Raw genomic sequence first — 21,429 nt, 5'->3', positions numbered from 1 at the left:
GTCTATGAGAAGCCCTCGTTATTCCTGTGCTTGCCGCTGACCTAATGATCCAGTCCTGATCTAGAAAAGGACAAGAGCGTGAGCGACACAAGCGAGATTGGCGCGACTGGGCGGCAACTGCATCTGGGCGCGATACTGGAAGGCGTCGGCGCGGATCATAGCTCCTGGCTCGATCCAGAGCTGCCCGGCAACGCCAGCATCGACATCGGCTGGTATATAGACAATGCGCGCCTCGCTGAAGCGGCAAAGTTCGACCTCGTGTTCGTGGTGGATTCGCCGTATATTACGCCCGATACAGCGCCGCATTTCCTGAACCGGCTGGAACCACTGACCCTGCTGTCGGCGGTCGCCGCAACGACGTCGCGCATCGGGCTGGTCGGCACGCTGACCACCTCCTATTGGGAGCCCTATAATGTCGCGCGTCAGTTCGGTTCGCTCGACCAGATCAGTCGCGGACGAGCGGGCTGGAATGTCGTCACTACCGGGCTGGAGGGTGCGGCTCACAACTATGGCCGCGAAGAGCATTTCGATCATAAGCTGCGCTATGCCCGCGCTCGTGAATTCGTCGATGTCGTGCAGGGCCTGTGGGACAGTTATGAAGATGACGCCTTCCCCCGTGACCGGCAAGCAGGTCTGTTCCTGGACAAGCGCAAGCAGCATCGCCTGGATCATAAGGGTCAACATTTCGCGGTCGCGGGGCCGCTGGCGCTCAGCCGCTCGCAGCAGGGGCAGCCCGTTATCTTCCAGGCGGGCGACAGCAGCGAAGGTCGCAATCTGGGCGCTGCCATCGCCGAGGGCACCTTCACCAGCGCGCAGGATTTCGAGACGGGGCACGCCTATTATGTCGATTTGAAAGCGCGCGCGGCCGCTCTGGGTCGTAACCCGGACCTCATCAAGATTTTGCCAGGCCTGGTCCCGATCATTGCGGACACAGATGAGGAAGCGCAGGCCATTGCGCAGGCGGCGCAGGGCGCGCTCGACATCGACAAGCTGCTTGTTCAGTTGGGCCGCGCCTTCAACTATCATGATTTCAGCCAATATGACCTGGACGCCCCCTTTCCCAATCTGTCTGGCGTGACGCTCAACAGCTATAAGGGACATGCAGAAAGCATCATCCGGCGGGCGCAGGATGACAGGTTGACGCTGCGTGAGGCGGCCTATCGTTTCGGCCAGTGGCGGTCTGATTTCGTAGGGTCGCCTGAAACTATCGCCAATGAAATCGAGCGCTGGTTCATAGGCCGCGCTGCTGACGGTTTCCTGCTGCGGGTAACCCGTCCGCGCGACTTTGCGTTGTTCCGCGAACGCGTGGTGCCGATCCTGCAGGCGCGCGGCCTGTTCCGCACCGACTATGTGCATGACACGCTGCGCGGCCATCTGGGCCTGCCTGTGCCGGAAAACCGCTATGCGTCCGGCGCGCGAGAACCGCAGGCCATCGCGGCGGAATGAGCGGCAAGGACGGGCTGCACCTGACAACCGATGTTCTTATCATCGGTGGCGGCATGGCAGCATGCTGGGCGGCGAGCGCGGCTGCGCAAGCGGGTGCACAGGTCGTGCTTGTCGACAAAGGCTTTGTCGGCACCAGCGGCGTAACCGCGACCGGCGGACCAAATCACTGGTGGGTCGCGCCTGACCCGGACAAGCGCGCAGCGGCGGTCGAGGAGCGCTATGTCCGCAGCTTAGGACTGGCCGAGCGCAACTGGATGGCGCGTATCCTGGAGGAAACCTGGCGTACGCTGCCCCAATTGGCTGCCTATTATCCCTTCGATGGCAACGGGAAGGGCGGCACTTTCTTTAGCGGCGTGCGGGGGCCGGAATATATGCGCGCGTTGCGCCATTTTGCGGGCGACGCGGGCGTCACCATATTGGACCACCATCCCGCGCTCGAACTGCTGGTTCATGACGATGGGTCGGTAGCCGGCGCGGCGGGTCATGCGCGCATGGTTGGCCATGATTGGACGATACGGGCAGCGACTGTGGTGATGGCAACGGGCGGTTGCGCCTTCCGGTCGGGCCTGATCGGTAGTCATGGCAATACGGGCGATGGCTATCTGATGGCGGCCGAGGCCGGCGCGGCGCTATCCGGCATGGAGTTTTCCGTGTCCTATTCCCTGTCTCCAGCGTGGAACTCGACCCGCACCTTGCCCTATTTTGCCGCGCGCTTCTTTGATGTCGAGGGCCGGGAACTCGACGTCCCGCCGCCGATGAGTGGCGAAGCTGCACATCTCAAAGCCTTAGCAAAAGCGATGATCGCCGGGCCTGTCCTGGCCGATTTGAGCGATGCGCCCGATCAGCTGAAAACGCTGTTGCGGCGGATTCAGCCCGCGTCGCTCACGCCTTTCGAGCGGCGGGGACTCGATATTTTTCAGGATCGCTTCCCCATTCGCCTGTTTGGTGAAGGTACGGTGCGTGGCACCGGGGGCCTCCAGATCATAGATGATGCATGCCGTACCAGCGTGTCAGGTCTGTACGCTGCGGGCGACAGCGCGACGCGCGAACTGGTGGCAGGCGCAACTAGCGGTGGTGGAGCGCAAAATGCGGCATGGGCGCTGACGTCCGGGCGGATTGCGGGAACTGCTGCTGCGGCGCATGCGCGCAGGCTTGGCAAGCAGCTTGACCGGCCAGCACGCCCCGTCGGACAGGCCGGAGTGAGGCCATTGGCTGGCAGACGAGCCGTTGATTTGCAATCCGTGCTGCCAATCGTTCAGGCTGGCACTATCGACTATGACAGCGCGCTCTGGCGGGGCGAGGCAAAGCTGACGAAGGCGAAGGCCGCGCTCGATTCAGTTTGGCGCGAGATTTCCGATCATGCCGAAAATGATGGATTGGCCCGCGTTGGCCTGCGCGAACAGGCTGCAATGGTCGCCAGCGCGCGTTGGGTGACGGCCGCGGCGCTGGCGCGGGAGGAAAGCCGCGGAATGCATATGCGTCATGACCGGCCCCATGTCGAACCAGCGCTGGCCCGCCGCTTGTTGACCGGAGGCCTCGACCAGGTGTGGACGCGGTTCGAGGAACGTCGCGTCGCGCAGGAGATCGCAGCATGATCGCGCATATTTTTCCAGATCGCTGCACCGGCTGCGATGCGTGCGTGGCCGCTTGCCCCACCCATGTGATCGACGCCAGCACCATCGGTCCGCCCGTGATCGCACGGATCGACCAGTGCCAGACCTGCTACATGTGCGAACTCTATTGCGACGCGGACGCTATCTATGTCGCAACAGACCAGCATAGCGCCGAAGTCATATCGCCAGATGCCGTGCTGGCGTCGGGTCATGTCGGGCGGTTGCGCCATGACTATGGCTGGGACCACCCAGCATCGGCGGGCGAGGGCCATTTGCAGGATTTCTGGCGTTTGGGTCCCTTGCTGCGCGAAGGCGCGGAGATCGCGACGAAGCGATACGCCGCACGGCATGCCGATAGAAGCGCCGACTGACCTATTACCACTGCGGTAAATGGCTTGAGTAGGCCTCAATGCTTTGAAAATACGCATAGACCGTAATGCATTGCGCGTTGGAACCGCAGGCCTCCGGCTCCCTAAGGCAGCGTAAACTCATGCCAAAGGGGACCTATGTTGAGCTTCAAGAACAAGCGGATCACGCAGCCTCACCTCGCTCTTGCTTTGCTGGCGAGTTGCGCGCTGCCAGGCATCGCCAGCGGACAGACGTCCATCCCGGATGATGGCACCGCTGAAACGAGCGTTGACGCCATCGTCGTGACTGCCCGCTACAAGCAGGAAGATGCGCAAAAGGTGCCGATCGCTATCAGTGCGATCAGCGGCGACACGATCAGCGCGCAGGGCGCTTTCAACCTGAAGCAGGTTGTACAGCAACTTCCCAGCCTGAACATTCAGGGGTTCAGTGGTCGGAATCAGACCATCACGATTCGTGGTATCGGCACCAATGCGGGCGGCACGAACGACGGACTGGAACAGGGCGTCGGCTTGTATGTCGACGGCGTTTATCGGCCGCGCACCGGATCAGTCATCACCGACCTCATCGATGTGGAGAGCATCCAGCTTCTGCGCGGGCCGCAGGGCACGCTGTTTGGCAAGAACACCGTAGCCGGCGCGATCGACATCAAGACCCGCGCACCGACCTTCACGAACGAGGCGAGGGCGGAAATATCCTACGGCAATTATGACTATTTCCGGGGCTATGTCAGCGTGAATGCGGCACTGAGCGACGACCTGGCGGTACGGGTCAGTTATTTGCGCACGTCGCGGGGCGGGCTGATCGAAAATACGGTTTACAAGAAAGATTGGGACAATCTCGACAACCATTCTGCGCGGTTCGACCTCCTATACAAGCCGACCGACAATTTCCGGCTTCGCTTTATCGCCGATTATTCGATCCAGAAGGGCGATGTCGGATTCCAGAGCATCACCGCTGTCCTGCCGACGACGCTGAACAACGGTACGCAGGTTCGTGGCTTTTATCGTCGCGCCGCCGACGTCGGCTATGTGCCGGGCACGGTAAATGCCTTCGATCGCAAGGTCGATCTCAATAGTTCACAATATGACGAGATGCCCAGCTACGGTTTTCAGGCGCAGGCGGACCTGGATCTGTCCGGCATAACTCTGTCGTCGATTACGGCCTATCGCAACTGGAAATGGATTCCCAATTATGACGGCGACCAGATCGGTGCCGAAATATCTACCCTAGGCGTTGTCGATACAGATCAGCAGCAGTTCAGCCAGGAATTCCGTGTCGCATCAACGGGCGAACGTACAATCGACTATAGTGCCGGTCTCTATTTCTTCTGGCAGGAAGCCGACGACAAGCAGCGGACAGTCTATGGCAAGGACGCGGTCGCTTGGCTGCGGACCGCCAATACGCCGACCGCATCCGTTTCGCCATTGCCTTCTGCGATTCTGGATGGTCTTGAATCCTTTGCGCATGTAGTTCCGGCAACACACAGCTACGCTGCCTATGGACAGGCGACATGGAATATCGCCCCAAATTTCCGGGTGACCGGTGGCTTGCGCTACACCTATGAGCATAAAACGGGCTTGTATGCGGCAGAAGCGCGCGGAGACGTTGCCTCTATCACCAGCCTGCCCGTCGAATATCAGGCTACCGCGGTCGCGCTTCGTGCCGCCTATGCGCCGACTGGCAGCTATTATGCCAAGCGCAACACCGACAACATCTCTGGCACGCTGATCGCAGCCTGGGATATTTCCGACGGCGCTCACGCCTATTACAGCTATTCACGTGGCTATAAGTCACCCGGCATCAACCTGGTGCGGCAGACGCTGGGCGTGGATATTTTCGTGAAGCCGGAAAAGGTCGATGCGTTCGAACTGGGCCTCAAGACCCGTTTTGCAGGTGGCGCGGTGGAACTCAACGGTGCGCTATTCTGGACGGAGGACAAGGATTATCAGGCCAATTACGTCAATACGCTGGTGACGCCTGCTGCATCGTACATCGCCAATGTCGGCACATTGCGTTCGCGCGGCGTGGAACTTGACGCCCGTATTGCCCCGGCCGAGGGGCTAAGCGCCACATTCGCCGCGACATATAATGACGCCAAATATCTCAAATATACCAATGCCGTGCCCTCCTTCCTGGAATCCTACAAGACATCGGTTGACCTGTCAGGGCGGCAGGCTTCGGGCGCACCTAAATGGTCGCTGGGCAGCACGGTGGAATATGTCCATTCGGCAGGCAACGGGCTGGACGTCTATGTGGGTGGCGATGGCAGCTATCGGTCAAGCTATTATGCCACGGTGAACCTCGACCCCTTCTCGCGCGTACCGGGCTTTGCCCTGTTCGGCACACATGCGGGTGTGCGCCGACAGGACGGCAAGTGGGATTTGTCCTTCTGGGTGCGCAACCTGTTCGACAAAAATTACTACAACACTATTTCCGTCAACTCCACCTATGGCGTGGCACTCGCATCGATAGGCGAGCCTCGTCTTTACGGCCTGACTTTACGCGGCAAGCTATAGGCTATTCTGTCCAGCTCTGCTCTCAACCGACGAGAGCAGAGTTGCATCAGGCAGAATGGATTATCGTTGGTGGATCAAATATCTCAACCGGTGGCGCAGTCCCTTCGAACCGCTTAATGTCCACAAGACAGGTCTGGGCCGCGCAGCCTTGCGACAGGCTGGATGCACCACGATCAAGCGTCAGCACGTTGGGGTTGCCGTGCCGCTCCAGATCGGGACCCGGATCAAACCACGCACCGGTCGACAGGCGCACCACGCCGGGCATGATCGCCGCGCTGACGAGCGCCCCGCCCAGGCAGCGTCCCCTGTCGTTGAAAATCTCCACTATATCGCCGTCTGCAATATTACGAGCGGCGGCATCTGCCGGATTGAGAAACACTGGCTCGCGCTGCTGAATTTTCCCGGCCCGGCTGTAGGGGCTGGCGTCGAGCTGGCTGTGCAGGCGGCGTTCGGGCTGGTCGGAAAGCAGGTGCAATGGATAACGCACTGCTTTTTGACTCCCAAGCCATTCGAAGGGTTCGCGCCAAACTGCATGGCCAGGACAATCCTCCAGACCAAAGTTGGCGATCGTTTGGGAGTATATCTCAATCTTCCCTGACGGCGTCCTCAAAGGATGCGCGATCGGATTTTCACGAAAGTCGGCATGCATGATATGGGGTGCATCATGCGGGGACAGATCGATGATCCCTTGTTCCCAGAAAAGGTCGAAGTCGGGCAAAGCGATGCCCTCCGCCGCGATCTTCGCTGCGCTTTCGGTGTAGATGCGTCGCAGCCAGTCCACAGTATCTAGCCCTTCGGTAAAGGCATCGGCGACACCCAGCCTTGCGGCGAGGGCAGCGAAAATAGCATGATCGTCGCGCGCCTCCTGCTGCGGTGGGACTGCCTGCCGCATCGCCACGAACAAGCCCTCACGGGTTGCAAAGCCAATATCGTCGCGTTCCAGCGGGATGGTCGCGGGCAGAATGATATCAGCGTGTCGCGCTACCGGCGTCCAATAGGGTTCCTGGACGATGACGGTTTTGGGGCGTGCCCAGGCCCGACGCAAGCGGTTCAAGTCCTGATGATGGTGGAAAGGGTTACCGCCAGCCCAATGGATCAAGTGAACGTCAGGATAGACGTAGCTCCCGCCATTATAGGTGAAACGCTCGCCCGGATGCAGCAGCATGTCGGCGACTCGTGCGCAGGGAATGAAGGCGCTGACGCCGTTGCTGCCCTGGGGAAAGACCGGGCCGGGCAAGCGCGGATGCGCGCTGCCCATGACGTTCATCGCGCCGTAGCCTAGACCATAGCCGCCGCCCGGAAGGCCGATCTGTCCGACCATGGCGGCCAGCGTGACGAGTGCCCAGAAGGGTTGTTCGCCATGCGCCGCCCGCTGCAATGCCCATGCTGCATTCAGCATGGTTCGATGGCGCAGCAGATCGGTGCCCAACGCTACAATACGTGCTGCTTCGACACCAGTTATCGCTGCTGCCCATTCCGGCGTCTTGGGCGTACCATCGGTCTCGCCGATCAGATATTTTCGGAAATGATCGAAGCCAACGCAATGGCTGTCCAGAAAGCCGCGGTCGAACAGGGGGTCGTGCAACACCACCCAGGCCAGCGCCAGCATCATGGCGGTGTCGGTATTGGGACGAATTGCGATCCATTCGGCGGCGTCACCGTCGCCCAGATTGTCGCCGACCGGCCCGATATTGATGATATTTCCTCCAGCGTTTCGAAGGCCGCGCAAGCCATCGCGGACCCGGTGTCGGCCCGCGCCGCTCGACGAAACGCGCGTATTTTTGAGCGGTACTCCGCCGAAGCTGACGAACAATCGGCAATGCTGGGCTAGCACGTCCCAACTGGTGTGAGAGACGTTGCTCTCATCCATTCCTGCAACAATATGCGGCATGAGAACCCGCCCGGCGCCAAGGCTGTAACTATCTACGCTACGGACGTAACCGCCCATCATATTGTAAAAGCGATGGATTTGGCTTTGGGTATGATGGAAACGCCCTGCGCTACCCCAGCCGTAGGAGCCGCCGAAAATCGCCTCGTTGCCGTAGGATTTGCGGACTCTGTCGATTTCTCCTGCAGCCAGATCCAGTGCCTCGTCCCATGGCAATTCCACAAAACTCTCTTCGCCCCTCCCGGTCGGCGAACGTCGTTCCAGCCAGCCGCGCCGTACTGCCGGGCGTGCAACGCGCAGCCGCGCGACAGATTGATCAAACTGGTCCAGGCCGATGGGATGCGGATCGGGATCTTGGGCGAACGCTGTCAACCGCGGCGGCCATCCTTCCGCTCGCTGCTCAACCTGATAGACACCCCAATGGGCAGCAGAATAGCGCGGACTCATGAAAAGCTGGTGTCGAACAATCCGGCGACATCCAGTTTGCGGTTGATGACGCCAGCGCGCAGGTAGCGATCCGCTGTCTCCTGCTCCTGCGCGATCAGCGTGGCATCAACCTTGGCAGGGAAGCGATCCGCCCGGCCATGGGTGATGCGCAATATGTCGCGCGCGAGGCCGGTATCCTTGTGCATGAGCTCGATATAGTCCTCACGGTTGCGCGTGGCCCATTCCCATCCGGCATATAGCCGATCGTGATAATCCTGAAGCAACGATCGCTTGTCGTGGATGGCCCCTTCGCGCCCGAACATCAGACCATATCCAGGGACCAGATCTTTCTTGCCGGGGAGTATTCGGGCGCCTTCCTGCTCCGCCATGGCCGCATTGGGATCCCAGATCGCCCAGGCGTCGACTGCCCCACTTTGCAAAGCAGCGCGCCCGTCAGATGGCGATAGAAAAGCGAAGCTGACCGCATCATACGGACGGCCATAGGCTTCCAGCACGGCGAGCACATGATTGTGACTGATGGATCCACGCGGCGTTGCAATTTTTCGGCCCGCCAGATCGGCAAGCGAACCTATCCTCGAATCTCGCCTTACAAGCACAACCGGTCCCATGCCCCGCGTCGCCTGTGCGCCGATCGCCTTGATCTTGGCGTCTGTTCCGGCGGCAAAGATAAAGGCAGAATCGCCTCCTATGCCACTATCGATTGCGCCCGCGTTCAATGCTTCTAGAAGTGGGGCGGCATTGGGAAATTGCGACCATATAATCTCGTAAGGCACATTGGCCAGCCTGTCCGCCCCCTGCAACACGACTCTGGAACCTCCACGTTGATCGCCGACGAACAGTTTGCCCGATCGGGTTGCGCCGCTGGTGCAGGCTGCTGTCACCGCACCTGCCATGAGGCTCAGGGTTGATCGGCGGGTTAGAAGACGCGGGGTTATGGGCATGAAACCAATCCTGCATGGACAGTGAGATTACGACATTAGCAGTCGCGAACACCGTCGAGGCATGACAATGCCAAATAGGAATTTGCATCCTTCTCAATCCTGCCGACACATAGCAGCTGCTCTATTTCTCCAAATCATAAGCGGACCAGAACTTCGCGTTGGTCGGCATCTAGGCTGCGCGCCTATGCCGAGGGAATGATCATATTCTAAAAAGGCACGAACATGACGGACAGGCAGATCAAACTTGGCTTCATCCTGCATGGCGTAGGACGGACGTGGAACGACTGGCGCCATCCCGACAGGGACGTCAATGCCAGCACTAGTCTGGCGCACTATCAGAAGCAGGCGGCGACTGCCGAACGGGGCAAGTTCGACTTTCTATTCGTCGCCGACAGCTTGTCCATAACGGAACAATCGAGTCCCCACTATCTCAACCGCTTCGAACCGCTTACGATCCTGTCGGCGCTTGCGGCTACGACCAGCCGCATCGGCTTGGTCGCCACATTAACCGTCAGCTACTCCGAACCGTTCAACGTCGCACGGCAGTTCGCTTCACTGGATCATTTGAGCGGGGGACGGGCTGGCTGGAATGTGGTGACGTCCTGGTTGGGTGACACCGCTGCCAACTTCAGCAAGGCAGAGCATCCCGCGCATGATCTGCGCTATCGTATTGCGGGCGAATATCTCGACGTCGTTCAGGGGCTCTGGGATAGCTGGGAAGCAGACGCGCATGTCGCAGACAAGGACAGCGGCCAGTTCGTCAATCCTGAAAAGCTTCATCGTCTCGACCACAGGGGAGAATTTTTCCAGGTGCGCGGCCCTCTCAATATCAAGCGCACGCCTCAAGGGCAGCCGGTCATATTTCAGGCCGGGGCATCCGACGATGGTCGCAACTTTGCTGCGCGCCGGGCAGAAGTGATCTTCACGCACGCTCCGACCGTTGAGGAGGGACAGGCCTATCTGGCCGACGTGAAAGCCCGTGCCAAGGGCGTGGGCCGGGACCCGGACAAGCTTTTCATTCTGCCAGGCATTGCGCCAATCATCGGCGAAACAGACGAGGATGCGGAGAGCCGTTATCATGAACTGGCAGCGCTGGAATCAATCGACACCGGTCTTGGCTTCCTGTCACGTACCTTCAACGATCATGATTTTCGCCAATATGATCTGGACGGCCCATTCCCGGATGTTGAGCATATCGGTATCAATAGCCAGCAAAGCAGCACGCTGCGCATATTGGCGGAAGTGCGGGCAGACAATCTGTCCCTGCGCCAGGTAGCAGAGCGGCTGGCCACGCCGCGCGGCGCCTTCGTCGGATCGGCGGAGACTGTAGCCAACCGATTACAACAGTGGTTTGAAGCGGGAGCGGCGGATGGGTTTGTGATATTCGAACCACTACCCGGTCAACTCGATCTGTTCGTCGATCAGGTAATACCGATACTGCAGGCACGAGGCCTCTTCCGTCGGAACTATGAAGGGACGACCTTCCGCGAGCATCTTGGACTGGACGTGCCTGACAACCGGTACAGCGTTGCAGGTTCGCGTAGGACTGCAGCCTGAAAAAGGCCGGCGGGAATCAAGTCAGAGCTTCTTTCCCGCCAGTTCCATCCTAGGGGTGCGAATTCAATTTCCGCTCGACAAGTTCGACATGCGATAAGGTCGGACGGGCCTGAAGGAAATCGCGAAAATCGATATATCCTAGGTCCCTGACGGTCTCAGCGACAGCATAGCGTGTGTCGTCGTTCTGAGCCTTCACCATTGACTGCTTCAATGCGTAGAGCCGGTCGTCGATCGCCATATCAACTCTCCATTATTGAATCATCAGGCTGGCCCGAATCCTTCTATCGGATTGCAAAGCTAGCCCTGCTTCTAATTACTACTATTTAGATAGATAAAACAACCTCTCTTAGGAGATAGTTCCACGGGGTGGTGTGCGCAGGTCGGAAGGTGCGCGCTAGGGCCGATGTAGAGGCCGACCGTGCCAGGTCCGCACGGAGCATGCCAAACAATGTGTCGAACCGGCCGTTATCGCCCCAGGCTTGTCGCCGCTGGCACGGTCATCCAAGTCAGATAGAGGTCGGAAACTTTGGTTTTGCTCCCAGGCAGCAGCAGATTGCGCAAGCCCCCAGGGTGGTAGGGGCGTGGCGCGGTGAACGCGTCGTCGCTCTGAAATTAGGCTTGGATTGGGATAGACTAACGGCTCTGCTTCCGTGCCGATAGCAGTCAGCCAAGCTCTACTGCATGTGCTACGATGGCAACGCCAAGGCGCTCGCGCACCGCTCCGAAAATGGCTGCCAGATTGTCCATGCTGGGGTTTCCCTTCTCGGACAACATCCGGTGCAGGCTTTTGCTCGGCCGGTTCGTTTGGGCCGCCAAGGCTTCAAACCCAACCGACGCATTCACTAGGTCACGAAGGATCAGGCGTGCAATATGGGGCTCACCGTTAAGGAATGCCGTCGCGGCCTCGTCGAGCATGGCTTTGGCAAAGGCAGGATCGCGCGCGGCGCGCTCCTTGACCGTCTCCTTGAAATCGCGCGTCAGTACCATCTTTCTATCCCTTGGCTTTCTTCGCAGCCGCCTTACGGCTCTTATACTCCGTCAACAGCAGGCTGGCACGATCGATATCGGCCTGCTGTCGCTTCTTCGTTCCCCCTACAAACAGGATGATCAGTTCATCTCCATCCTGTCCAAGATAAAGCCGATAGCCTGGTCCCCAATCGATCCGATATTCTCCGAGACCGCCGCCGATCCATTTGACGTTCGACAGATTGCCAAGCTCCAGCCTGACAATCGCCGTCGCCACCTTAGCCCCGGCCTGGGTGTCGAGATCGTCAAACCATGAACGGAACGGGCTGGATCCGTCCTCGCGGATATACTCCTGTACGATCAACTCATGACGTTTCTGGTAACGTATATGTTACCATTTGTCTAGTCGTCTTTGTCGCTCAAGCAACCAGACGGAGGCGGTCCAGCTTCGCAGCCCCTTGGGCGAGCAGCTTGGCAATCTCGTCGGATGTCCGTCGTACGGCCAGCTTGAGGGCTTCATCGACGTGGATGTAATCCTGCGTCACATTTTGCGAAGCGTGCCCCAGCATCGCGCGGATCGTCAGTTCGGAGAAACCCAGTTCAGCTGCGATGCTGGCGAAGGTATGCCTCAGAACATGGGGGGTAACGTCCGAAATTCCGGCAAACCCGCAAACCCGCTGCAGGCAGGCGCTGACGGCCGTGAAGGGGCCATCCCCGGTGGTCGCGGTGAACACATAAGGACTGCCTGTGATCTGCGGCTGCGACACGATCACCTTGATTGCTTCCGGCCCGATCGCTCGGATCTGTCCATCGGTCTTGGTGTCAGGGAAAGCGACGAAGCCTCCCATCGGATTCACCCATGCCCGCTGCATGGCTTGCCCCTCTTCGCGACGATAGCCAGTCAGCAGCAATAGTCTGATGACGGCAATACCGGTCGGGCTGACGCCTTGCTGCTCGGCATAGACCATTGCCTTGCCCAGCGCTTCGATCTCGGCGACGCTGAGACGTCTCGTCTTTTTATTGCCAGCGAGCTTCTTGGCACCCTTTGTAGGATGCTCGGCCAGTAAGCCTTTATGCTTTGCATGGCCCAAGATGGCCTGAAGGGTCGCTAGGCAGCGTGCTGCGACACCGGGGCCCCCGGTCGCCTTGCCGCCCCGACCGTCAGGTCGAGGCTTTTTCGTCTTTCCGGTCGCCACATCGTTTTGCATCGCCTCGACATCAGCAATGGTCAGATGACGGGCGATCCGTTTGCCGAGCAGCGGCTTGATGTGGGTTCGGATTCGGCTTTCATCCATCGCGAGTGAGGACTCCTTGATCGGCCGGTTTCGTCGACCGAGGATTCGGCCTGCATGGGCTTCCGTAAGATACCAATCGCACAGTTCAGCAACGTTCATCTCGTTCCTGGCGCGGCGAGCGTCATCCGCCGGGTCTTCCCCGGCGGCAACCGCGCCGAGCTTGATCTTGGCAAGATCGCGCGCTTGCTCGGCAGTGATCACGCCAAAGCGACCGATATTGACGCGGCGCTTGATGCCCTCGGCATTCCGGTACTGGATGATGAATGTCTTGAGGCCTGATGGAAGCACGCGAACGCCGAAACCTCGAATCTCACTGTCCCAAAGGACGAACTGCTTTTCTTCTGGGGGCTTAAGCGCATCGATCGAACGCTTGTTTAGCTTGGCAGTTGGCATCGCCACCTCCATTTGGAGACAAAGCTCAAAACGGCAGCCATTGTCTCCATATTGTCTCCAAAATACGCCGTTTCGTGGCGTATTGCAGGATATGACGTGGTAGACGAAAATCAATATCTAATTGAAATATCGTATAAAATCGTAATACCGGAAACTGTGGCGTAGCATTTGAATCAGATTGCCAAGGTTGGGGTCGAGGGTTCGAATCCCTTCGCCCGCTCCAGAAATCATCGAAAAATCAATGGTTTCTGGGGCGACTGGGTCAGGTTTTCATATTACGCGACCTCCTGAAAAGCTTAAAGTAATAAGGACGTAATATGCTGCGCGCGTATTTGCGGGTGGTTCTGGCATAGGTTGAGCCACTGAAAATCCGGTTTCCGCAGAAGCTGTCCGGGCAATGTAGCACCGCATCTTCGGGCAGTAACAAAAATGGAAACGGCTTTCACCGCCGTCCTGCCGCCTGATCGATTTCCCTTCGCTTATCGCGCTACCGCGCTTTGGAAGACAAGCGCCTGACGACAAAAGCAGCCGCCTATGCCTTGGTTTCGACCCGTTGCCTCTGTAAGCCCGTCCTGACCGCTGACGTGCTTTGGAGCTGATTGTTGGAAACTGTCTCGATTGTCCTGATTTTGCTGGTCGCCGTGGTGGTCAGCAGCGCCATCTCGCGCATGCTGCCGCTATCCCTGCCAACGCCTCTGGTGCAGATCGCCCTGGGCTATATGATCGGTCTGGCCTCCAGCCTTCGGGTCGAACTTGACCCTGAACTGTTCCTGCTCCTGTTCCTGCCCCCGCTGCTGTTCCTCGACGGCTGGCGCATCCCCAAGGATGAACTGCTCAAGGACGTATCGACCGTCTTTGAACTCGCGCTTGGCCTCGTCCTGCTGACCGTCGTCGGGGTCGGCTTCTTCATTCACTGGCTGATCCCGGCAATGCCGCTGGCCGTCGCCTTCGCGCTGGCCGCCGTCGTGTCGCCCACCGATCCGATCGCCGTGTCCGCCATCGCCGCGCGCGTGCCTATCCCCAAGCGCATGATGCACATATTGGAGGGCGAATCGCTCCTCAACGATGCGTCGGGCCTTGTCTGCCTGCGTTTCGCGATTGCAGCGGCGCTCACCGGCAGCTTCTCCATCGGTCAGGCAAGCCTCAGCTTCCTGTGGCTTGCCATCGGTGGGATCGCAGTTGGCGTCATCGTCACCCTGTCCGTCACCCGGACCAAGGCATGGATATCGTCCCGCTTCGGCGAAGACATCGGCTCGCAGGTGCTCATCAGCCTGCTCATCCCCTTCGCCGCCTACATCATCGCCGAAACCTTCCATTGTTCGGGCATTCTCGCGGCGGTGGCGGCGGGCGTGACGATGACCTTTGCCGAAATATCGCGTCAGGCGCTGCCCGCCACCCGTATGCGCCGCAATTCGGTATGGGACACGATCCAGTTCGCGCTGAACGGCATCATCTTCGTGCTGCTGGGTGAGCAGCTCCCTGGCATCCTCACTGCCGCGCGGCAGACGGTGCGCATCACCGACCATGCTAACCCATGGTGGCTCGCCGGCTATATATTGGCGATCATGCTGGTGCTGATCGCACTGCGGTTCGCCTGGGTGTGGATCTCCTTTCGCCTCACCCTGTTCCGCGCGCGGGAAGAAACGCCCTATCGCCGCCCCGACTGGCGCCTGATGGCCGCCATGTCGGTCGCGGGCGTGCGCGGCGCGATCACGCTGGCAGGCGTGCTGACCATTCCGCTGACGCTGACCGACGGATCGGCCTTTCCCGCGCGCGACCTTGCCATTTTCCTGGCGGCCGGGGTCATCATCCTGTCCCTCATTCTCGCCAGCCTCTGCTTGCCGCTCCTGCTTAAAGGTCTGGCGATGCCTGCCGAACCGTCCGAACAGGCGCAGGAAGACGCCGTGCGCGTGGCGGCGGCGCAGGCGGCGATAAAGGCGATCGAAAAGACGCAGCACAGGCTGGCCGAGGGGCGGGCGGACGCCGACGTCTACACCGCCACGGGCACCCGCATAATGGACCTTTATCGCGAGCGCATCGACAGCCGATCGCAGAACGAAAAGGACGTGCGCGAAGTGGCGCGCCTCGCCGGGCTGGAACGCGACCTGCGCCTCGCCGGGATCAAGGCGGAGCGGGACACCATCTTCGCCATGGCACGCAAGGGCAGGATCGGCAGCAAGGTCGCCCAGAAACTGATCCGCGACCTGGACCTGTCCGAAGTGCGCTACAGATAAGGCATGGCACAAAAAATGGCGGCCGATCCGGGGTGGAGAAATCCCCGGACCGACCGCCATTCTGTGGGACATGGCAAGGAGACGCCACGCCCCTTGGGCACCTCGATAGTTATTTGAACGTGTAGCGGACGCCGAGCGCAAAGGTGCGTGACAGCAATGTCGTGCCAAGGTTGAACTGCTCTGGTCCGCCGACATCCTCGAACTTGTAATAGGTCTGCTGCTTCGACTTGGTCAGGTTCACTGCATCGAACGTCACGCCCAGACGATCGTTGAGGTTCCAGGTCAGCTGGAGGTCCAGGCTCTTTTCCGGGTTGCGCCACACGCCGATCGGATTGGCGAACAGCCGCGCTTCGTTGTTGGCCAGAAACTCCTTGCGCCAGATATAGGACAGGCGCGCGCCGATTGGCCCGTTGTCATAGGCGAGCGTCGCGTTGTAGCTCAGGTCCGAGACGCCAAAGAAGGACGATGTCGCCTGACCCACGATGTTGCCTGCTGCGTCCGACTGCGGGATATTCTGCTTGGAGTCCAGGATCGTCACGCTGCCCACGAAGCCCAGGCCGTTGAGCGGGCCGGGCAGGTAGGATGGGAAGTAGGTCAGGCCCAATTCTACGCCCTTCAACACGCCGTCCGATGCATTGACCGGACGGGTGATTGCGAAATTGTTCGTCGCGCCCGCCTGGATGCCATTGTTGGGGATGAACTCCTGAATGGTCAGCGGCACGACCAGACCCTGAACTTCACGGCGGAATCCAGTGACGGTGATCGCGCTGTTGCGATCGAAATACCATTCCAGCGCCACGTCGAAATTCTTCGAATGGGTGGGCGCCAGGTTCGCCGTGCCCGCCGTGCCGCTGCCATAACCGACATTGGTCAGATCGCCGGTCAGGTTATAGTTGGGATTGATGTCGCCGAAATTAGGCCGACGCAGCGTTTCGCCATAGTTGAAGCGCAGGCGCAGATTGTCGAAAACCTCGTAGCGCGCGGTAAAGCTGGGCAGGAACCGGTCCGACCCCGACGATACGCTGGTCTGCGCCCCGGCATTATATCGGTCGAAGAAATTATAGTCCGTATCGACCGTGACATAGCGCACACCGGCCTGCAGCTTGAGCGGGCGACCGAAGATCGATACCTCGCCATCGGCCTGCACATACATGGCGATGGTGCTCTCATCGATGTCGAACGTCTTTTGCAGCGATAGCCGGTCGGACGTAGGCAGGCCGTACAGCCCGCGCACCCTGTCGGCATTGTCGTGCAGCCAATATCCGTTCGCCAGCGTCCAGCTTGTCGGCACGTCTGCCCGGCCCTGATAGAAATCGTCGTTGGTAAAGCTCGCGCCTTCGCCCAGCCCCGCCAGCGTGGTCGCCACCAGCGGACCACCCCGATCCTGCGTGCGCAGTGCGCTCGACGCCTTGCGCTGGTCGATGCGGATGCCGGTCTTCACCTGACGGATGAAGCCATCGTCCCAGGTATAATAACCATCGAGCGTGCCAGTGATGGCGCTGCCCTTGTCGCGATTGGCATTGTCGTAAAATTCCGCGACGTTCCAGATGCTGGTGTCGTTGAGCAGGCTGTCGTCGTTGAAATGATAGGACGGAATGCCGCCGCCCGCGTTGAAATCGACATTGATCGTGTCGGCCACGCGCGTCGTACGCATCGCCATGAACGACGATTGCACCTTGCTCGTCTGATAGGCGATGTCGCCGACGATCTTGCCGCGATCGCCCAGATCCCATTTGCCGTTCAGTGCATAGACGAAGCTGTCGGTCTTGCTCTTGTTATAATCGCCGCTGTTGAAACCGAACACCGAATTGGCGGTGCGCGCCTTGACGATGTTGGTGCCGTCATACAGCGTCGGCGCCTGCGGATTGGCCCAGAAATCCACGAAGCTGAATTGCAGGCTGTTGAACGTCTCGCCCCGGAACCCGGCGTAAAAGACTTCGGCTGTATAGACCGAACTGCTGTTGGGCGCCCATTGCAGCGCGACGTTGAACGAAGGCCGCTCGCGCTTGCCGTAAAGGTCGGAACTGAACGCGGCGTCGCGCGACAGATAATAGGGGGTATCGACGCCATTGACCTTCATCGTCGCACCAGCCGCCGTCGACAGGCCGCGATCGAGGCCGGGAATCCATTCGCCCTGTCCTGGAACCTGCGCGAACTGGCCAGTGATAGGATCGCGACCGGCGGGGAAGATGCGCTGGAAGCCATCAAGGCCGGTGCCTGCGGCAGGGGTCAGGGTCGCAAACGGCACAAATGCACCCGCTGTGACGGTCTGATCGCGATATTTGGTGCGGGTGTAGCTGCCGTTCACCAAAATACCGATGTCGCCGATGCCGGTTTCCCAACGATCGCTGACCAGCAGCGCGACGTTGGGGTTATAGCTGTCGGCCTGCTCGTTGTAGATGCCGCGTGCCAGACCCGAAATGGCAAAGCCGTCAAAATCGAACGGGCGGCGGGTCTGGACATCGACCTGCCCGGCAAGGCCAGTTTCGATCTGGTCAGCCGATCGCGTCTTATAGACATCGACCCGGTTGACCAGATTCGCTGAAATATCCTGCAACGAAAAGGCCTGGCCGGTCGAGGTAAAGATATTGCGGCCGTTAAGCGTGGTCAGTGCGTCGGGCAACCCGCGGATCGAAATGCCCGCCGCCTCGCCCCCGGTGCGGTTGGTCACCTGCACGCCGGTAACGCGCTGAAGCGCTTCGATGACATTATTGTCGGGCAGCTTGCCGACATCTTCCGACACGATCGAATCGACGATCTGCGTCGAATTCTTGCGGACGTTCAGCGCGCCGACGATCGACGCGCGTACGCCGGTCACAACGATATCGGCGGCTTCCGCGTCGGCTCCTGCCTGTGGCGTGACTGGAGCAGTCTGCGCCTGCGCAGCGCCAGCGAGCATCAGTGCGAGCAACGATGCGGAACCCAGTGCGATCGGCTTGACGGCCATGTCAGAAATCCTCCCTGATGCTGGCCATCGGCCATGCGTCCATTACTCGGACTAATTATTGTCCGAACAGGGGATTCGCAAGGATGATTTTTGCGGCAAAGACGGGATGTGCCTCAGTTGTGACATTCTTGCCGCAACGTTTATGCTGATATTCATTGGCCTTGGGGCATTGGCGTTTAAGGAAGCGGGCCAGCCATCGCAAGATGACCGGCCCGCTTTGCCATTTTCAATTGTCGGACTCTGTCGAAATAATCAGTCGGCACGCCACCTTGCCGTAGCGTCACGGCTGGGGACCAGACGGATACGGTTCCCCGCCACGCCCAGCGCCTTGCCCGGTGCGGAAATAGCGGCAAAGCGTACCGTCCCGCTGCGCGCATCGGCCAGACGAACGAACTGGCTGCGCAGCGCGAAATCGGCGCTCTTCTGATCCTGCTGGATCGTCACGGCCCCGTCCTTGTCCGCGACCAGATAATGATCGGGCATCAATATGGGCGACAGCATGACGCTTTGCTTACCCGCCCGGCCCGGCAACTGGCGAAACTGCGTCTGCGGCAACGCAGGGTTGCCCGCCACCAGTTGTGTTCCCTCATGCGCCAGCAGCATTTTGGGATCGACGGCGGAAATGAAACGCTCGGGCAGGGGGCCGTTGCCCACCGGCACGCCGAAATCGGGCATCCCCTCGGCGGTATAATAGAGCCGCTGGACGCGCGTATGCCGATCCGGGTTGAACAGCGGATCACCCTTGATCGCCTCATAATCGCGGCCATGGTAGACCAGCATGTCGCGGCCCTGTTCGTCCACGGTAAAGCTGTTGTGGCCGGGGCCAAATACGCTGGTTTCCTTGCAGGTCTGGAACACCGGCTGGGGCGACTTGGTCCAGCTTTTGGCGTCCAGCAGGTCCGCATTCTCGTCCGCGCTCAGCATGCCCAGGCAATAGCGCGCATCGGTGGCGCTCGCCGAATAGGTCATGAACAACCGCCCCTTGCGGTGCAGGACAGCGGGCGCTTCGGCGACCTTATAGCCCAGCGTCTCCCACTCCAGCGTCGGCACGGTCAGCCGGGTAGGCTTGCCCGCCAGCATCAGCGGCGTCTTGAGCCTGGCGATATAGAGGTTGCTGTTGCTGTCGATCCCCGGCTCGCGCTGCGCCCAGGCGATATAACGCACGCCCTTATGCACGAAGCTGGTCGAATCCAGATTGAAACTGTCCCATGGCGTCTGCAATTCGCCCAGCACGCTCCATTTTCCCGTCATCGGGTCCGCGCCGTCGCACACGACGGCATAGCTGCGGATGCGGAACACGTCATCGCCGCCACCGCTCGGGCCAGCGGCGAAATAAACGATCCATTTGCCGTCGATCAGATGCAGTTCGGGCGCCCAGAGGAAGCCCGAACGCGGCCCGGTCTTTTCATGCCGCCACAGTACCGCTTCCGGCGCGGTGGTCAGGTCCGCGATCGTCTTCGACCGGCGCAGCACCAGCCGGTCATATTCGGGGACCGATCCGGTCATATAATAGAAACCGTCGTCGTGACGGAATATCTGCGCATCGGCCCGCTGTTTGACCAGCGGATTGACCGGAACCGGCGCGGCGGGCGTATCCACGGCGGCGCGGGTGGCCATCGGCGCAGCCGACAGCGCAGCCGCCGTGCCGATAAAGCCACGGCGGGAGAGGGCGAAACGCATCATTATATCTCCTGAAACTCTACGTCCTGCATAGATATAGTCGGACTAATTACGATCAATATTGCGCGACGGGCCATCCATCCGCACCCCAACGCACGGGCGCGATGCGCAGCGTGGGCGCGCCGTCGGCCTGCTTGTCATAGGCGTGATAGACGACATAATCCTGGCCATCCTTGTCGTGAAGCCAGCCCGCATGGCCCGGACCACGCCAGCGCTGCTGTTCCTGAAGGTCGGCGCGCAGGAATATCGTGCCGCCCCCTTCCATCAGCGCGCTGCCATCCTTGCCCAGATAGGGGCCGCTGATCGCCTTCGACCGGCCCATCACCGTGTAGTAGCTGCTGTTCACGCCCTTGCAGCAATAATCATAGCTGACCATCAGCCAATAATAGCCGCCATGGTCGATGATGAAGGGCGCTTCCACCGGCGCGGGCGCGCCGACGGGGGCAGGGCGGCGGGCAATGGAAATGGGCGTCTTCGCGTCCAGCGGCTTGCCGGTTTTCGGGTCCAGTTCGAACAGTTTAATCCCGGTCCAGAAACTGCCCAGCGACAGCCAGTGGCGGCCATCCCGGTCGACGATGAAATTGGGATCGATCGCGTTATAATCATCGTCCTTGGTGGACATCACGACCATGCCTTCGTCGCGCCATCCGAAATTCTTCGCCTTGGGGTCCAGCGTCGCGCTGGTGGCCAGGCCGATCGCAGACCGGTTCGATCCAAAGGTGGAGACCGAATAATAGAGCCGATAGCGCCCGTTCACATAGGCAATATCGGGCGCCCAGATACCCTCGCTGCCCGGAATCGCCGCCTTGGCCCAATCAGGCAAGGTCGTGAAGACCGGCGCGCCGGCGGTCCAGTGGATCAGGTCGGGCGACGTGCGCGTTTCGATCAACCGCTGGCCATGACCCGTGCTGAACACATGATAGACGTCGCCTTCGCGCGCGATGACCGGATCATGCGTCGGCGTCAGGTCGCCCGACAGGCGGCTGCCCAGCGTCGCGCCGACGGGGGTGGGCGCAGGCCGCTGTGCCCAAGCGGGGATGGCGGCTGTCAGCAGCGCCAACGTCATGATGATCTGCCGCGTCATGCGACCTTCTCCAATATATGTAACGTGCCCCCGCGCAGGCGCCCAAACGAGGC

Annotated in this window: 15 protein-coding genes; 6 read left to right on the top strand and 9 right to left on the bottom strand. The window is 60.1% G+C overall.

The features are described from left to right. Positions 1 to 78: 78 nt before the first annotated feature. From WA070_RS19250 to WA070_RS19235, 4 genes are all read left to right on the top strand, one after another. On the top strand, positions 79 to 1,446 hold the full coding sequence (locus WA070_RS19250) for an LLM class flavin-dependent oxidoreductase (protein WP_422635528.1): 1,368 nt from the start codon (positions 79 to 81) through the stop codon (positions 1,444 to 1,446). Then, complete coding sequence (locus WA070_RS19245; protein WP_422635527.1) at positions 1,443 to 3,041, top strand: FAD-binding protein; 1,599 nt, start codon at positions 1,443 to 1,445, stop codon at positions 3,039 to 3,041. The genes WA070_RS19250 and WA070_RS19245 overlap by 4 nt, the downstream gene beginning before the upstream one ends. Then, entirely contained in the window at positions 3,038 to 3,430 is a 393-nt protein-coding gene (locus WA070_RS19240; protein ID WP_422635526.1) for a 4Fe-4S dicluster domain-containing protein, read from the top strand. The genes WA070_RS19245 and WA070_RS19240 overlap by 4 nt, the downstream gene beginning before the upstream one ends. A gap of 135 nt (positions 3,431 to 3,565) precedes the next feature. Then, positions 3,566 to 5,944: a TonB-dependent receptor gene (locus WA070_RS19235; RefSeq protein ID WP_422635525.1), complete on the top strand. Its 2,379-nt coding sequence runs from the start codon at positions 3,566 to 3,568 to the stop codon at positions 5,942 to 5,944. Between the two features lie 46 nt (positions 5,945 to 5,990). Here WA070_RS19235 and WA070_RS19230 read toward each other — a convergent pair whose 3' ends face one another. Together WA070_RS19230 and WA070_RS19225 are read right to left on the bottom strand one after the other, a co-directional pair. Then, positions 5,991 to 8,279, bottom strand: a complete 2,289-nt coding sequence (locus WA070_RS19230) for a molybdopterin-dependent oxidoreductase (protein ID WP_422635524.1) — start codon at positions 8,277 to 8,279, stop codon at positions 5,991 to 5,993. Further along, positions 8,276 to 9,220, bottom strand: coding sequence for an ABC transporter substrate-binding protein (locus WA070_RS19225; protein WP_422635523.1), 945 nt, complete (start codon positions 9,218 to 9,220; stop codon positions 8,276 to 8,278). Before WA070_RS19225 ends, WA070_RS19230 begins: the two co-directional genes overlap by 4 nt. A gap of 222 nt (positions 9,221 to 9,442) precedes the next feature. Between WA070_RS19225 and WA070_RS19220 the strand changes: the two genes are divergently transcribed. Continuing rightward, positions 9,443 to 10,777 (top strand): LLM class flavin-dependent oxidoreductase, encoded by a 1,335-nt coding sequence (locus tag WA070_RS19220; RefSeq protein ID WP_422635522.1) that lies wholly within the window; start codon positions 9,443 to 9,445, stop codon positions 10,775 to 10,777. Positions 10,778 to 10,826: 49 nt separating this feature from the next. Here WA070_RS19220 and WA070_RS19215 read toward each other — a convergent pair whose 3' ends face one another. From WA070_RS19215 to WA070_RS19200, 4 genes are all read right to left on the bottom strand, one after another. Beyond that, on the bottom strand, positions 10,827 to 11,015 hold the full coding sequence (locus tag WA070_RS19215; RefSeq protein ID WP_422635521.1) for a hypothetical protein: 189 nt from the start codon (positions 11,013 to 11,015) through the stop codon (positions 10,827 to 10,829). A gap of 425 nt (positions 11,016 to 11,440) precedes the next feature. After that, entirely contained in the window at positions 11,441 to 11,764 is a 324-nt protein-coding gene (locus WA070_RS19210) for a DNA-binding protein (RefSeq protein ID WP_422635520.1), read from the bottom strand. 4 nt (positions 11,765 to 11,768) lie between these two features. After that, complete coding sequence (locus tag WA070_RS19205) at positions 11,769 to 12,107, bottom strand: type II toxin-antitoxin system RelE/ParE family toxin (RefSeq protein WP_422635519.1); 339 nt, start codon at positions 12,105 to 12,107, stop codon at positions 11,769 to 11,771. A gap of 55 nt (positions 12,108 to 12,162) precedes the next feature. Then, positions 12,163 to 13,431, bottom strand: a complete 1,269-nt coding sequence (locus tag WA070_RS19200; RefSeq protein WP_422635518.1) for a tyrosine-type recombinase/integrase — start codon at positions 13,429 to 13,431, stop codon at positions 12,163 to 12,165. A 602-nt stretch (positions 13,432 to 14,033) separates the two neighbouring features. Between WA070_RS19200 and WA070_RS19195 the strand changes: the two genes are divergently transcribed. After that, positions 14,034 to 15,665, top strand: a complete 1,632-nt coding sequence (locus WA070_RS19195) for a Na+/H+ antiporter (RefSeq protein ID WP_422635517.1) — start codon at positions 14,034 to 14,036, stop codon at positions 15,663 to 15,665. A 109-nt stretch (positions 15,666 to 15,774) separates the two neighbouring features. Here the strand turns inward: WA070_RS19195 and WA070_RS19190 are convergent, their stop codons facing one another. The 3 genes from WA070_RS19190 to WA070_RS19180 form a co-directional block, all read right to left on the bottom strand. Then, positions 15,775 to 18,612, bottom strand: coding sequence for a TonB-dependent receptor (locus tag WA070_RS19190; protein ID WP_422635516.1), 2,838 nt, complete (start codon positions 18,610 to 18,612; stop codon positions 15,775 to 15,777). Between the two features lie 252 nt (positions 18,613 to 18,864). Next, entirely contained in the window at positions 18,865 to 20,292 is a 1,428-nt protein-coding gene (locus WA070_RS19185; RefSeq protein ID WP_422635550.1) for a family 43 glycosylhydrolase, read from the bottom strand. Between the two features lie 55 nt (positions 20,293 to 20,347). Continuing rightward, a complete protein-coding gene (locus WA070_RS19180; RefSeq protein WP_422635515.1) occupies positions 20,348 to 21,376 on the bottom strand; it encodes an arabinan endo-1,5-alpha-L-arabinosidase in 1,029 nt (342 codons plus the stop codon). Positions 21,377 to 21,429: the final 53 nt, after the last annotated feature.

Origin of the sequence: Sphingobium sp. (assembly GCF_049304695.1) — a bacterium.
Taxonomy (GTDB): Bacteria; Pseudomonadota; Alphaproteobacteria; order Sphingomonadales; family Sphingomonadaceae; genus Sphingobium.
Note: the sequence above shows the minus strand (reverse complement) of the source record. Positions and strands in the feature narration are given on the sequence as shown.

Bases quoted from the DNA above. Each gene is read 5' to 3' on its own strand.
- WA070_RS19245 (WP_422635527.1), top strand. From the start codon at position 1,443: ATGAGCGGCAAGGACGGGCTGCACCTGACAACCGATGTTCTTATCATC.
- WA070_RS19240 (WP_422635526.1), top strand. From the start codon at position 3,038: ATGATCGCGCATATTTTTCCAGATCGCTGCACCGGCTGCGATGCGTGC.
- WA070_RS19235 (WP_422635525.1), top strand. From the start codon at position 3,566: ATGTTGAGCTTCAAGAACAAGCGGATCACGCAGCCTCACCTCGCTCTT.
- WA070_RS19230 (WP_422635524.1), bottom strand. From the start codon at position 8,279: ATGAGTCCGCGCTATTCTGCTGCCCATTGGGGTGTCTATCAGGTTGAG.
- WA070_RS19225 (WP_422635523.1), bottom strand. From the start codon at position 9,220: ATGCCCATAACCCCGCGTCTTCTAACCCGCCGATCAACCCTGAGCCTC.
- WA070_RS19220 (WP_422635522.1), top strand. From the start codon at position 9,443: ATGACGGACAGGCAGATCAAACTTGGCTTCATCCTGCATGGCGTAGGA.
- WA070_RS19215 (WP_422635521.1), bottom strand. From the start codon at position 11,015: ATGGCGATCGACGACCGGCTCTACGCATTGAAGCAGTCAATGGTGAAG.
- WA070_RS19210 (WP_422635520.1), bottom strand. From the start codon at position 11,764: ATGGTACTGACGCGCGATTTCAAGGAGACGGTCAAGGAGCGCGCCGCG.
- WA070_RS19200 (WP_422635518.1), bottom strand. From the start codon at position 13,431: ATGCCAACTGCCAAGCTAAACAAGCGTTCGATCGATGCGCTTAAGCCC.
- WA070_RS19190 (WP_422635516.1), bottom strand. From the start codon at position 18,612: ATGGCCGTCAAGCCGATCGCACTGGGTTCCGCATCGTTGCTCGCACTG.
- WA070_RS19185 (WP_422635550.1), bottom strand. From the start codon at position 20,292: ATGCGTTTCGCCCTCTCCCGCCGTGGCTTTATCGGCACGGCGGCTGCG.
- WA070_RS19180 (WP_422635515.1), bottom strand. From the start codon at position 21,376: ATGACGCGGCAGATCATCATGACGTTGGCGCTGCTGACAGCCGCCATC.